At 42.1% G+C, this 12481-nt stretch carries 15 protein-coding genes; 8 read left to right on the forward strand and 7 right to left on the reverse strand.

The annotated features are described in order from the left end of the window. Nucleotides 1-97: 97 nt before the first annotated feature. Nucleotides 98-415 (reverse strand): hypothetical protein, encoded by a 318-nt coding sequence (locus tag ACFE90_RS23895; RefSeq protein ID WP_375504958.1) that lies wholly within the window; start codon nucleotides 413-415, stop codon nucleotides 98-100. Nucleotides 416-773: 358 nt separating this feature from the next. Between ACFE90_RS23895 and ACFE90_RS23900 the strand changes: the two genes are divergently transcribed. Beyond that, nucleotides 774-1262 carry a cupin domain-containing protein gene (locus ACFE90_RS23900; RefSeq protein ID WP_375504959.1) on the forward strand — a complete coding sequence of 163 codons (489 nt, stop codon included), beginning with the start codon at nucleotides 774-776 and terminating at the stop codon, nucleotides 1260-1262. A 55-nt stretch (nucleotides 1263-1317) separates the two neighbouring features. On the opposite strand, the gene ACFE90_RS23905 is transcribed toward ACFE90_RS23900, so the two are convergent. Beyond that, the gene (locus tag ACFE90_RS23905) at nucleotides 1318-2304 is read right to left on the reverse strand and encodes a protein rep (RefSeq protein ID WP_375504960.1); all 987 of its coding nucleotides are present in this window, start codon (nucleotides 2302-2304) and stop codon (nucleotides 1318-1320) included. A gap of 60 nt (nucleotides 2305-2364) precedes the next feature. Beyond that, on the reverse strand, nucleotides 2365-2559 hold the full coding sequence (locus tag ACFE90_RS23910) for a protein rep (protein WP_375504975.1): 195 nt from the start codon (nucleotides 2557-2559) through the stop codon (nucleotides 2365-2367). Between the two features lie 113 nt (nucleotides 2560-2672). Here ACFE90_RS23910 and ACFE90_RS23915 point away from each other — a divergent pair, with 113 nt between their 5' ends. From ACFE90_RS23915 to ACFE90_RS23925, 3 genes are all read left to right on the forward strand, one after another. Then, nucleotides 2673-3209, forward strand: a complete 537-nt coding sequence (locus ACFE90_RS23915; protein WP_375504961.1) for a hypothetical protein — start codon at nucleotides 2673-2675, stop codon at nucleotides 3207-3209. A 128-nt stretch (nucleotides 3210-3337) separates the two neighbouring features. After that, nucleotides 3338-3652: a hypothetical protein gene (locus ACFE90_RS23920; RefSeq protein WP_375504962.1), complete on the forward strand. Its 315-nt coding sequence runs from the start codon at nucleotides 3338-3340 to the stop codon at nucleotides 3650-3652. Next, nucleotides 3642-4010, forward strand: coding sequence for a pentapeptide repeat-containing protein (locus ACFE90_RS23925; RefSeq protein WP_335158296.1), 369 nt, complete (start codon nucleotides 3642-3644; stop codon nucleotides 4008-4010). Before ACFE90_RS23920 ends, ACFE90_RS23925 begins: the two co-directional genes overlap by 11 nt. Before the next feature lie 139 nt (nucleotides 4011-4149). On the opposite strand, the gene ACFE90_RS23930 is transcribed toward ACFE90_RS23925, so the two are convergent. Beyond that, on the reverse strand, nucleotides 4150-5142 hold the full coding sequence (locus ACFE90_RS23930) for a LysR substrate-binding domain-containing protein (protein WP_375504963.1): 993 nt from the start codon (nucleotides 5140-5142) through the stop codon (nucleotides 4150-4152). A gap of 264 nt (nucleotides 5143-5406) precedes the next feature. On the opposite strand from ACFE90_RS23930, the gene ACFE90_RS23935 reads away from it, so the two are divergent. The 3 genes from ACFE90_RS23935 (at nucleotide 5407) to ACFE90_RS23945 (ending at nucleotide 7607) form a co-directional block, all read left to right on the forward strand. Continuing rightward, complete coding sequence (locus tag ACFE90_RS23935) at nucleotides 5407-6102, forward strand: cadmium resistance transporter (protein ID WP_375504964.1); 696 nt, start codon at nucleotides 5407-5409, stop codon at nucleotides 6100-6102. A gap of 94 nt (nucleotides 6103-6196) precedes the next feature. Further along, entirely contained in the window at nucleotides 6197-6859 is a 663-nt protein-coding gene (locus tag ACFE90_RS23940) for a hypothetical protein (RefSeq protein ID WP_375504965.1), read from the forward strand. Nucleotides 6860-7178: 319 nt separating this feature from the next. Beyond that, nucleotides 7179-7607, forward strand: a complete 429-nt coding sequence (locus ACFE90_RS23945) for a YidH family protein (RefSeq protein WP_375504966.1) — start codon at nucleotides 7179-7181, stop codon at nucleotides 7605-7607. A gap of 8 nt (nucleotides 7608-7615) precedes the next feature. On the opposite strand, the gene ACFE90_RS23950 is transcribed toward ACFE90_RS23945, so the two are convergent. From ACFE90_RS23950 to serA, 3 genes are all read right to left on the reverse strand, one after another. Next, the gene (locus ACFE90_RS23950) at nucleotides 7616-8338 is read right to left on the reverse strand and encodes a class I SAM-dependent methyltransferase (RefSeq protein WP_375504967.1); all 723 of its coding nucleotides are present in this window, start codon (nucleotides 8336-8338) and stop codon (nucleotides 7616-7618) included. Between the two features lie 94 nt (nucleotides 8339-8432). Next, a complete protein-coding gene (gene prmA / locus ACFE90_RS23955) occupies nucleotides 8433-9353 on the reverse strand; it encodes a 50S ribosomal protein L11 methyltransferase (protein ID WP_375504968.1) in 921 nt (306 codons plus the stop codon). Nucleotides 9354-9531: 178 nt separating this feature from the next. After that, on the reverse strand, nucleotides 9532-11112 hold the full coding sequence (serA, locus tag ACFE90_RS23960) for a phosphoglycerate dehydrogenase (protein WP_375504969.1): 1581 nt from the start codon (nucleotides 11110-11112) through the stop codon (nucleotides 9532-9534). A gap of 685 nt (nucleotides 11113-11797) precedes the next feature. On the opposite strand from serA, the gene ACFE90_RS23965 reads away from it, so the two are divergent. After that, on the forward strand, nucleotides 11798-12481 hold a 684-nt coding region (locus tag ACFE90_RS23965; protein ID WP_375504970.1), incomplete at its 3' end, for a Uma2 family endonuclease.

The following is a 12481-nucleotide window of genomic DNA, read 5'->3' on the forward strand; positions in this document are numbered from 1 at the left end:
GCTCCCTGCTCCCCTGCTGTCTTTATGATGATCTCACAAAATCGCATTGCTCCCATTTCAAAGAATAGCTGTTCCTCATCACCAAAGCTGCCTTGAATTATATTGTGCCAGCTATTCCTGTTTCATTAATCTGAAATATAAACACCGGAGCATTCGGGTGGTGCTGGCGAGACTTATTGATAGCAGCTAATTCATCTGTATCAATGAAATAGTCTCCACTCTCAGGTTCAACAGCCATATACCAGTTGTAGTGAGTTTTGATTAACTCTGGTTGAACTTGGTCAAAAATAACTTTACAGCGCTGGTAAAATCCCTCTTGTTGAGCTTTCCATTGAGCTTTTTTTTCTTCTGACCACTGAATATCAGGGAATATTCTTCCCCGACGAACTGTGCGAATAGGCTTTGAATCAGTCATTGTTATTTTTATCCATCTATTTTGAGATTTTATAACTTTATCATCGAAGCTATTTCCTAGCTTCAAGTAAAGGCAATTTAACCAGTCATCAACTCGTTTGGTGGCTGGTATTTCTTTTTTCTTGACTCTTCGGGTTGTAGAAAAGATAGGCTAACGCCTAAAAATTATGAGGATATGCTTTCATCTACTCGCTTAGTTGCGTAATTTCTCTTTTTTAATCTCTCCAAGTGAAAAGAAATAAAGAGTTTTACTCCAATAGTCGTGATGCCAACATCCACGCATTTTTTTTCTTTCCCTTCGGGCTGAGGGAAGGTGTAATTAGTTTGGTTTTCAGAGTTAAAATTTTTAGGAGTTAATAATGAATTTACTTGAAACTAAAACTATTGAAGACTTTGGTTGCGATCTTCAAAGTCTTCATGACTGGTGCAATTATCAATTTGGCATGAAGTCAATACCTTCTAGTGAGATTGCTTTTGGTCGAACTCACAAATGGTTTGGATATGAGGTAATACTACTAAACCCTGCGCTAATTAAGAAAGGACATTGCGATGAGACGGTTAATCGACTTGGCGATCGCATTCTTCCAGGATGGAATTGTGCCTTACTCTGCCATTATCGTCCAGGTGGTGGCATGAAACGACACCGTGACCACTCCGTTTTTGAACCTTTGGTAGCATTAGTAAATATTGGACGTGCTACTTTCCGCATTGATAATCAGGAACATCACCTTGAAGATGGTCAGGTTATCCAGTTTGATTCTAGTATTCCCCATGAACTACTTCCGGTTGTATCTGAACGCTGGTCTTTGTCCTTTCGCCGGATTAAGCCACAGTATCTACCGATCTAAACTTATGTAATCCTTTTCCTGTAGGGATTATGCGGCTCTTATTATATCGCTGATATCACTCTATATTAAATCTTTGTAACTTGCGCTCCCATCGGAAATACAAACTTTCCCTATCTACCTCATTTGTCTCTTCACTTTCATCAATGAGGTCTTGATTTTTCTCCTCTAATTCGCGCATATACTGCCTGAGTATACCCCCAACAGCGATCGCTCTACTTTTATGCAGTTGACGGGTTAACTCTAAAAACCATTCTCTATCACCCACCAAATCTGACTCTTTGACTTGATACTTGAGAATTTCTGGGATGAGTAGTGAAGGGTTATGATGCTTTGCGATCGCGCTAGTATGAATAATTGGCTGGTAATCAATCCGTAAGCACTGCTGCCACAACCCTACCCATTTGGCATGAGAAAGATAGCCATGACTGAAATACGAAGGCGGTACCATTGCCAAAATATGTAAATGCGGATGTGCTGAGACTCCATCTCTACCTTTAGTTACTTCTGTAGACTTCACCCAACCTTTCGCAGGCCATGCTTTCAATTCAGTAAATCGCTTAAAAGCCTTATTTATCAAATCCAAGTTTTCCCTGAGTTCCTGAATCTGGCAATTCTTTACAGTCAAGGTGACAAATAGCCAACGGTGCTTGGGATAATCAGTGACAACTTGTGGAAGAATTTTGTAAGCCCTTGCTTTCCACATAAGCGAGCGTCGCCACTGACAAACCGGACAGTGGCGAACTCTACAGAATCGAGCATCTGATAGCTTTAACTTGAGAATACCTTGCGATTCCTCTGGCACTAATTGAAACTTCAGCAACTCGGAACATATTCTCATCCGCCAAGCATACTGCTGAAAATAATGTTCGTCTGCTTTGGCGTAGTAATGCAAGACTTTATCAGTATTGGTTCTGTGCTTGTCCCAGATTTTACCTATAGGCGAAACTTCGGATAAGGTTTGTACATTTTTATTTTGTTGGAACTTATTTTGAGACGATACGTTAAAAGCAATAAAGTTACTGTCTGAGGCTTGAGCAAACACGAAATCACCAAATCAGTTTGTATCAACGCCTCAAATTAACGCAAGTTATACGGTCAAGCCTCAGTAAAAATATTTAGGGAAATATGAAGGTGGCACCATTGCCAAAATATGTGAATACGGGTGTGCCAAGACTCCATCTTTACCTTTAGCCACTTCTGTAGACTTCACCCAACCTTTCGCAAACCATGCTTTTAATTCAGTCAATCCCTTAAAAGCCTTATTCATCGAATTCGAGTTTTCTCTAAGTTCCTGAATCTGTCAATTATTAAAAGCAATTTCGTTTTTGTCCAACCATAGATAGCCTTGGCCCGGAAAACATGTCAGATTACTTGAATAAGTACCAAAAGTCGGACAGGAAAACTATTCTAATGAGAATTTGGGCCACTACTGCTGTGCTAGCTTCTTCTTGGCTAATATCTGGGGCCATAAGTTCTGAGCCAATCAACGCTACTTCTGTTTTGGTAGAAAATGTTATCTCATCTCCTGCGCCAAGGAATACAAAACAGATTACTGTTAGTAACACTGAGTTCGGGCTGAAGAGAATTGACTCCAAAGGGAACGTTACCATTTTCCAGACAACAAGAGTGCCACTTCAGCAAGGAAACGCCTACGGATGGCGGATTAAACTCAAAGACTACCAAGGTGAAGTGAAATGGCGCGAAGTCTTGCGTTTACCAAAACCTCCAGAAACTTGGGGTACAGATAACGGTGAAGACTTCTCAATATCAGCAGATGGCACTACATCTGTGACACGGCGCACACAGTCGGCTCCAGACGGTGTGATTGAGAATTTTTGGACGATCGCTCCTGGCGATCCGCTTGGTAAGCATAGAATAGAGGTTTATATTGATGACCGTTTGATCAGTACTTTCGAGTTTGAAATTATTCCAGTAAAGCAGATTTGAAAGGTATTGAGCATTGGTCAATAATTAATAGTTCTTCTTCCCCAGTTCCCTTGCTTCTTCTTTTCCCCTTAACCTTAAGCTGGAGAGTATCTTAGAGATAGAAGTTTGATTCTTGTTAGGTGGCGATCATGAATACAGAGGAATTCCTGCGATTAATCGAAGAGCAGCGCTCATGTCCCCAGACGCTACCAAAAGCGCTGCAAGCAATGTGGTATGACAAAAAAGGTGATTGGAGCAAAGCTCATGAAATACTTGGAAATGCCAGCGATGCCGATAGTGCTTGGGTTCATGCTTACCTGCACCGCAAAGAAGGCGATTTGAACAATACCCGTTACTGGTATCAGCGCAGTGGTCAGCCAGAGTTTTTAGGAGAACTAAGCCAGGAATGGGAACAAATAACTTCTGTATTGCTAAGGAAGGTGAACGCAACGCATGAATGCTGAGGAATTAAAACGGCGTTTTGCCGCAGGAGAAAGATATTTTCCAGCCGTCAACTTAAGTAGGGACAAGCTGATTGGAGCCTATTTGCCTGGAATCAATTTATGGGGTTCTGACTTGAGTGGAGCGAACCTAGCTAAAGCTAAACTCTGGGGAGCAGATTTAAGTAGAGCTAATTTAGCCAAAGCAAACTTGACGAGAGCTAATTTGAGCGGTGTCAAACTCAATGAAGCAAATCTCCGGGGAGCAAAACTCAACTATGCTAAGTTGTATGGAGCGAATTTGACTGGCGCTTACTACGATGACAGCACGCGGTTTTCTAGAGGTTTTGACCCCATTAGTCAAAATATGCGAAAGGTGTAAAGGGGATTGGGGATTAGGGATTGGGAACTGAGAACTGGAAACTAGGAAAAAGTTTTTTAAAATTTAGTGGTGGGTAAGAGCAACCACCATAATTTTTTGATTTGGCATCCAATCCCTAATTCCCAGTCCCCAGACCCCTTTAGATAACTGATTTTGATACATGTTGATGTGAGCCATCTAACATAGACGATATCAACATTTGTTCAAAAACTTTGGAAAGAGCAGTTTGAAAACGCTGACGATGCTTGAGTTTGAAAAAAGGTCGAACTATTTCTGCGTAGGTGTAGCCCGCCGTAGGCATCGCACCTTTACCCTCTCTATTATCAATCACTCGAATTGCCCGCAGAGTTCCCAACTGTATTTCTTTTTTTACCATCAATTCAGAAATTCCAATTGCACCGACACCATCTTCGATCGCTGCTTTTGTCATCTCTCCACTATTGAACACTAAAATTACATCTAGTTCACTGAGATTGATTCCCCAATTTTGTAGGGCTTCCTCAAACCTTTGCTGGGTTCCAGAACCTGGTTCTCGCATCACCCAAAGGGTTTGAGTCAATTGGCTTAAGTCAATTTCTCCCCATTCAAACCAAGGGTGTTTTTGACCTACTACAATTTGTAAGCGATCGCTCCCCACTATTTCGTACTCTAGAGTACTCTGAAGTGCTGGCTTCACATCTCCTTCCACCAAACCTAAATCAAACTGTCCTGTCGCCGTTCCGACACAAATCTCTTCTGTATTGGCAAGGCTACAGTCAATCTGGATACCGGGATATCGGCTCTTAAACTCACTAATCTTACTTGGTAGCCAGTAGTTACCAATTGTCAGACTCGACCCTAATTTTAATTCACCCCGTTGCAGATTGTTCAATTCTCGCAATCCTCTTTCAGTCAAGGAGACTTGATCGAGAATTTTTTGCGCTTCCACTTGCAATAATTTACCAGCCTCAGCAATCTCGATATGGCGACCAATCCGATGGAACAGTTTCACACCGTATTCTTGCTCTAAGTTGTGGATTGCTGCACTGACGGCAGGTTGTGTAATATAAAGCTCCTCTGCTGCACGAGTAAAGTGTAAGTGCTGCGCCACAGCCAGAAAAATCTTTAACTGCTCAAGCGTCATTCCTGCCATTTATGGTATCCCTACAACTTGCTGTAAAATTTTTAATCACTTTCATTTATCATTTTGACAAACAAAAGCATTTGATTCTATCGGTTAGTTTGACTAAAGTATAAATCAAAGCTTCGGCACGGACTCAAACGACCAAGTAGAAAGCAAGGGAAGCAGAGGAAGGAGAGGAAGCAGAGGGAGCAGGGGGGAAATAACCAATGCCCAATGCCCAATGCCCCATGCCCAATGTCTAATTCCCAAGCATGAAAATAAGGACTTCCACAAATGAACGATTTCGTAACTGCAATTATCACAGGGATTACCGCATTCACTGCCACCAACATCGATGATATCGTCATTCTGACGTTGCTTTTTTCACAAATAAATAAAACGTTCCGCAATCGTCACATCTTTGCTGGCCAGTATCTCGGTTTTGCTGCATTAATCGTTGCTAGTCTTCCCGGTTTCTTCGGTGGACTGATCATACCGCAAGACTGGATTAGACTACTTGGTTTAATGCCAATAATTATTGGTGTGAGTAGTTTACTAAAACGCGAAGAGGATTCACCAGAGGAATCTGAAGAAGAAACCGAACCGTCTTGTCCCTCTGTACTTGCCAGTTTTATCTCTCCGCAAACATGCAATGTAGCTGCGATTGCCTTTGCGAATGGTAGTGATAATATCAGCGTTTACGTGCCTCTGTTTGCCAACTCGGAATTAGATAGTCTGCTAGTGATACTAAGTGTATTTTTTACGATGGTGGGTGTATGGTGTTATACCGCTTATAAGTTAACCTATTTACCTGCGATCGCTAACTTTTTAACAGAGAATGGCAATACTTTTGTGCCTTGTATATTGATTGGACTCGGTATATTTATTGTTACAGAGAATGTTACTTGGACTCTTTTATCTGTAGTTTCTAGTTATATATTTTCATTAATTTTAGGTTTCAATATTCAGCCGTCGAGTGAAGAACAATAGAAACTAAGTATCTAAGAAGAGGTGTATCATGAATTTTCTCACTAGAATGAATTCCAAACTGCAAAATATCTTACCCATCAACAGGAGTCAAAACATGAAAATCTGGAAATCTCTGCTAATTGTCTTGATGATTTTGGTTAATCTAGCCTTTGCTCAACCTTCTTTTGCTGATCGACCAAAGTTTAGCAAAAACCCTGACTATATCGAAGTCACTAAAGCTCTGAAAGAACTTTCTCAGACAAAAGATGCCCAAACTCAAGTTGAAGGTCTAACACCAGAAGAAATTCAAAAGAGAACAGAAGAATTAACACTGCAAAAATATGCTTTAGAGACGGGAATTAACTGGGGTCAATGCGAAAACCAAACAGGTAATACTATAGCTATATATGGCAAAAGACCAAATGATGAAGACGAAGAAGATGCCGTATACGACAATAACCTGTATTTTTTAGCTAATGGTCAGTCCACTGAAAACAACTGGGATTGTGATGGCATCTATCTAGCGAATGATGTCAAGGTAGCAAATTTCACTTCTAGTCCTAATGGGCAAGGTCAAGAGTTGACAGGGCCGGCTGCTCTAAAAATACTTGATGGAACTCAGTTGGTGATTAAAACAAATCCAGGTACTGCTGCGATTGACTTAAATGTTCCGACTGTGAAAGTTCTTAACAGCAAAACGGCTAATTGGTTTATCCCAGATATATCGCAGGCTATCATAAATACACGAGTTCCTAATGCGCCTAGCAATCAGTCTTGAGATACAACTGCATAATCTATTTTTGAATAATTGTTCTCAATTTAAATAGGGTAACAGCCAAAATCAGAGGAAAAACCTGACTTGTACTGGTAAAAACCTCTCTGATCTTGGCTGTTTTTTTGTATTTATTTATCCTCAATCTTAGGCTTGTTTTATTTAGATATCTGCATTAAAATAAATTTTGAGAAAAATGTACAATCACAACAGGTATATTTCATTAGCGCAACTATTGCGCTGGGTGCAAGTCATCTGGAAGGAGATTTGCTATTACCTCCGTATTTTTTTGATAAGAGCCGCTTTGGGGATAAAGGTGTTATTGATGCAGTTAAAATCGAAACCTACAGAAGAAGATAAAGATGAAAAAAAGCCAGGACGACTGAATCCGTCCCGAATTCGAGATCACTTGGCAAATGAGCGTACTTACCTCGCTTGGATGCGGACAGGGATCGCTCTTTTAGGTTTTGGTGTCGTCATCGTGCGTTTGCGTGCTTTCCAAGTACCTTTAATACCCCGTCCTGGCAACGGCTGGAAGTTAGGTTTAGTTTTCTCGCTGGTGGGTTTGATTACCGTGTGGCTATCAACGGCACACTATTTCGCAGTCCGCCGTGATATCGAAGAAGATACTTATGAACCGACAGATCGTTGGGTGTTGCTGTTCAGTATCGCTGTGATGATTCTCGGCGCTGGAGTAATCTATTTTGTTTTTACAACTTCTTTAGATCCATCAAGTCCACTTATCCCTGAGTAATAGTATTTTTAAAACCGCACTTTGTATAACTCGAATAGTTCCCCTGATTTGTGCGTTACGACTTTAGCACCAGCCGCTTTAATGGTTTTTTCCCACTTAGCCAAAGGCTCTAAAAACACCTCAGCCCCCAAATAGGTTTCCAAAACTGCCCAATCTTCTGCTAAAGGCTGTTCTGGATTGAGAACGTCAAAGAGAAAATGTCCACCTGGTTTTAATACGCGCTTGACTTCTGCTAGTACAGCATTCCAGTATTCGAGTGGAAAATAACAGCTAAATCCTGTGGCGATCGCTAGATCAAACTGCTCTGGTGAGTAGTTTAACTGATGAGCTGCTCCCAACTCAACACCTTTGAACAGCTTAGAATTCAACTGTGGCCCACGAGAATTAAGAGTATCCCGTGCCACATTACTGATTTCTTGCCCATGAAAAAATGCTTGCCAATCCCGCCAAGGATAGATTAAAAAGCTGATACCACAGCCAATATCTATACAGTGCTGGTTTTTTTGAGGTTTAGCAACTTCCCAGAAAGGGGAAGCAATTCTCCCTGAGAAACTACCTCCAATCCACTCCCGGAATATTGGCATCGCCTGTACTTCTGCTGGGAGTTCAAAGGTTTCACGTTGATACTCCCGGTTAAAACGATAGGCTACTTGCACTAATTTTTCTTGCCAGTCGCTTGAGTGATGGGCGGCAAAAAGATTTTGTAACTGTGAATCAGGCTTTTTAGACATTAGGTTTTTGCAGTTCTTTCTAAGGATTGTAGTCAAATTCGCTTTGCGATGGCGTAACCGCCCGCCGTTGGCGAAGCACTACCACCTTACTGAGTTAAGAACGCCGTACATTCAAGCAACACCATTCTTTTCGTTTCCACAGGGTAGCAACGACCCAACCATTTTGTTCTAAAGCATCAGCAACACCTTTAGATTGTTCTAGTAAAATACCACTGAAGATAGCCCAAGTTTCAGGTTTAGCGATCGCACTCATTTCTGGAATTAATTCAATAATTACATGAGCCAAAATATTGCAAACAATACCATCCACTGGATTTTCAAGCAGTTTTGTCAAAACGTCTACACTTCCCAGTGCAGGTAGTAAACGTTCTGGACTAATATCGTTCAGCGCACTATTACTGATAGTTGATTGCACCGCCAAAGGGTCATTATCTACTGCATAGACTTTCTCTGCTCCCAGTAGCAGCGCCCCAATGGAAAGGATACCAGAACCACAGCCAATATCCGCAATTACCAGATGTTCATGTTTGCCACTAGTACCTACAAATGACTGAGGAACTCCACTTAGCCGCATTTCCAGGGATTCCAAACATAGCTGAGTGGTGGCATGGTTGCCCGTACCAAATGCTACACCAGGGTCAAGACGAATCACTAACCGCTCCGTTGTTTCTGGTAATGGTAGCCAAGCGGGGTTGATTAGGAAGTGATCGCCTATTTCCTGCGGATGCCAATATTGTTTCCAGCTAGTCGCCCAATCTTCCTCATCAATTAACTGCCATTGCAGTGAGGGAGATGAAACTCCTACACAGAGAGCATCTTGACGCAGCCACAGCGATAGCGCTGCTAAATCTAGCAGCTGCGTTTGAATTGTCGATAAATAAGCCTTGACTAAAGATGAATTTCCTTTGTTTTCACTAGCTGTTCCACGACAGCCAAAATTTTCCAGTCGCCAAAAGATCGAATCTTCTAGGTCTGGCTCACATACAATCTGTAGTTCCCACCAGGTGTTTGCCATTTTTAAGTGCTGAGTCGTGAGTGCTGTTAGCGGAAGCGGGGCGTTTAGCCCGTGCTGAGTTTGAGAGAGTTAGGAGTTATTAGTTAGGAGTTAGGAGTTAGAAGTTTTTAACTTTTAACTCTTCACTACTCACTCCTAACTTTTCTTTACTCAGCACTCGTTACTCAGCACTCAGCACTCATAGTGTTACTGTATACGCGTCCCGAATACCAGGGACTTTTATAATCTCATCCAAAATGCCCTCTGGTAAAGGGTCATCTATACTCAGAGCCATTACTGCATCACCACGGACGATTTTACGACCTACTTGCATACTGGCAATATTCACATTAAAACTGCCGAGTAGAGAACCGAGTTTGCCGATAATCCCTGGCATATCGCGGTGTAGGGTAAACAACATATATTTGCTGGGTGGGACGTTAATTGGGAAACCGTCAACATCAGTTAAATGGATTTCCCGTTCACCCAACAAAGCGCCTGTGACAGAGTGAGTACCTAAAGTGCCGGTGGCTTCTAGATGAAGCGTTCCGGCATAGTCTCGAATGGAAGCATCGCGGGTTTCAATCACCCGAATTCCGCGTTCTTTGGCTTCTATACTGGCATTTACGTAATTTACTCGTTCCCGCAAAGCTTGGTAAAGTAAACCTTTCAGCGCAGCTACTACCAAAGGCTGACTTTTGTTGGTCGCAAGTTCCCCTTGTAGTCGAATATTGAGTACTTCCACCCGTCCGCCAGCTAGCTGTCCCACTAGATTACCTAGAGTTTCTGCTAGTTGCATGTAGGGTTTGAGTTCTTCTAATACATCGGGGCCGAGTCCGGGAATGTTGACGGCTGAACGCGCTGGTAATCCTAAAAGTACATCCCGAATTTGTTCGGCAACATCAATAGCCACATTCACTTGAGCTTCTGCGGTAGAGGCTCCCAAGTGGGGAGTGAGGATAACTTCTTTGCCTAGCAATCGCAATTCAGATTCACCCAGTGGTTCTGACTCGAACACATCCAAGGCTGCACCGCCTATTTTACCCGCTTTCAGAGCTGCTGCTAAAGCTACTTCATCAATGATCCCACCACGAGCGCAGTTGACAATTCGGGCTGTGGGTTTCATTTTTGCCAAGGTTGTGGCATTGATTAAGTGGGTGGTTTCTGGGGTTTTGGGGATGTGTAGGGTGATATAGTCTGCTTGCTGGAAGAGTAAATCTAACTCAACTAACTGACAGCCAAGTTGTTCGGCTCGGTCTGTAGAAATAAAAGGGTCATAAGCTAGGAGTTTCATCCCCATTGTCTTAGCTACAGCCGCAACATGAGAGCCAATTTTACCCAAACCGACAACGCCAAGAGTTTTTTTGTAGACTTCCGCGCCGACAAAGCTATTGCGATCCCACGCACCGCGTTTCACCGAAGCGTTAGCATCGGGGATATGGCGAGACAAAGCCAAAATCATCGCTAGCGCATGTTCAGCCGCAGCAATTGTGTTTCCCTCTGGAGAATTGACTACTACAATTCCTCGGCGGGTGGCAGCCGGAACATCCACATTATCCACACCCACACCAGCACGACCGATGATTTTTAGCTGAGTGCCAGCTTCAATGATTTCTTGGGTAACGCGCGTACTAGAGCGAATCATCAGCGCGTCATACTCACCAATAATTTCGATCAGTTCTGCTGGTTTTAGACCTAGTTTGACATCAACAGTAGCAACTTGCGAAAGAATGTCAATTCCAGCTTGGTCAATAGAATCTGAGACAAGAACCTTAGACATGATTACTTCATTTAAAGCTACAGGTTTTGCTGCACAAGACTTTTTAGTTTAGTCTTTATCTGTCACAATTCAGCAAAAATTATTCGTTTTAATATCAACTTAACCTTTACTTACGTTGCGTGCTAATGGTATCAAAGCGTGAGTTGCTCCCGGTGGGTACTGCCTCCTAAGTATTTGAATGTGAGTGGCTGTTTGCACCACCCTGTCGCTAAATATAAAGCATGAATAGCACTTAGTACCTATATATTTATTAATAGTTAAGAGTTACCAAAATTTTATCATCTTAAGCAACTTACTTAATTGAGGTAGAAATGCCTGCATTCTTGACTGGGCTGCAACTTTAGCTGAGGCAATGCTCTGCACAACCAACAAACAAGCTAGTAACTATTATATCTGTGGAATCTTGACTGTTTATCAATACCACAAGTGGTATCTTTTAGTCAAAGCAAAACATTGCATCATCGAGATAATCGGATTGTAACAGTTAGAATCTGGGCATCAAATAAATTTTTTTGCTCGTGATTCCGACAGATTTAAGATTGTCTAGTAGTTAAAAGCTGTCAATTAGTGTCAGTGGAGTACCTAATATATAGTAGTAAACTAATGATATAGTTGCGGAGAAATCGCTATAATTCTGGTGAGCCAAATAGAGCCAAATATCCTTTGAGTTTTGGGGAAACCAGCCATGTTAGAGTACAACTTGCCAAGGTACTTGCCCTCAGCCGAGGAACTACCAGATTCTGATGAAACGCCTGTGGATAATGAACTGCAAGAATTAATACCAGGCTTGCTAAAGGCGATCCTGTTAATACTTTGGTCAGAACGCATGGATTGGCTCTTTGGTATAGATATGGGTATTTATTATCACCCCGATAAACCTCCCATTGTGCCAGATGGGTTTTTGAGCTTAGGGGTAGAGCGGTTTTATGATGAAGAACTGCGTCCCAGTTATGTGCTGTGGGATGAAAATGTTGTACCGATTTTCGCGCTAGAAATAGTTTCCCAAAATTATCGTAAGGAATACACTACTAAATTGGATGAATATGAGGCTTTGGGTGTACTTTATTATGTAATTTATTCGTCTCGTCGTCGCCGCAAACCACATCTGGAAGTACATAAATTAGTTAATGGTAAGTATGAATTGCAAGAAGGAAACCCCGTTTGGCTACCAGAAATTGGCTTAGGAATTGGTTGCGAAAGGGGAAATTATTGCGGTGTAACGCGAGAATGGATGTATTGGTATGATGAGCAAGGACAACGGTATCTCACGCCCGCAGAACAAATAAAACAAGAGACACAACGCGCTCAACAAGAAGCACAACGCGCTCAACAAGAAGCACAACGCGCTCAACAAGAAGCACAACGCGCT

Source organism: uncultured Nostoc sp. (genome assembly GCF_964245445.1).
In the GTDB taxonomy this organism is placed as follows: Bacteria; Cyanobacteriota; Cyanobacteriia; order Cyanobacteriales; family Nostocaceae; genus Nostoc.

Excerpts from the sequence above, each read along its gene's own strand:
- ACFE90_RS23895 (WP_375504958.1), bottom strand. The coding sequence starts at position 415 with ATGACTGATTCAAAGCCTATTCGCACAGTTCGTCGGGGAAGAATATTC.
- ACFE90_RS23945 (WP_375504966.1), top strand. The coding sequence starts at position 7,179 with ATGCAGTTAAAATCGAAACCTACAGAAGAAGATAAAGATGAAAAAAAG.
- serA (WP_375504969.1), bottom strand. The coding sequence starts at position 11,112 with ATGTCTAAGGTTCTTGTCTCAGATTCTATTGACCAAGCTGGAATTGAC.
- prmA (WP_375504968.1), bottom strand. The coding sequence starts at position 9,353 with ATGGCAAACACCTGGTGGGAACTACAGATTGTATGTGAGCCAGACCTA.
- ACFE90_RS23935 (WP_375504964.1), top strand. The coding sequence starts at position 5,407 with ATGAACGATTTCGTAACTGCAATTATCACAGGGATTACCGCATTCACT.
- ACFE90_RS23950 (WP_375504967.1), bottom strand. The coding sequence starts at position 8,338 with ATGTCTAAAAAGCCTGATTCACAGTTACAAAATCTTTTTGCCGCCCAT.
- ACFE90_RS23900 (WP_375504959.1), top strand. The coding sequence starts at position 774 with ATGAATTTACTTGAAACTAAAACTATTGAAGACTTTGGTTGCGATCTT.
- ACFE90_RS23920 (WP_375504962.1), top strand. The coding sequence starts at position 3,338 with ATGAATACAGAGGAATTCCTGCGATTAATCGAAGAGCAGCGCTCATGT.
- ACFE90_RS23925 (WP_335158296.1), top strand. The coding sequence starts at position 3,642 with ATGAATGCTGAGGAATTAAAACGGCGTTTTGCCGCAGGAGAAAGATAT.
- ACFE90_RS23930 (WP_375504963.1), bottom strand. The coding sequence starts at position 5,142 with ATGGCAGGAATGACGCTTGAGCAGTTAAAGATTTTTCTGGCTGTGGCG.
- ACFE90_RS23940 (WP_375504965.1), top strand. The coding sequence starts at position 6,197 with ATGAAAATCTGGAAATCTCTGCTAATTGTCTTGATGATTTTGGTTAAT.
- ACFE90_RS23915 (WP_375504961.1), top strand. The coding sequence starts at position 2,673 with ATGAGAATTTGGGCCACTACTGCTGTGCTAGCTTCTTCTTGGCTAATA.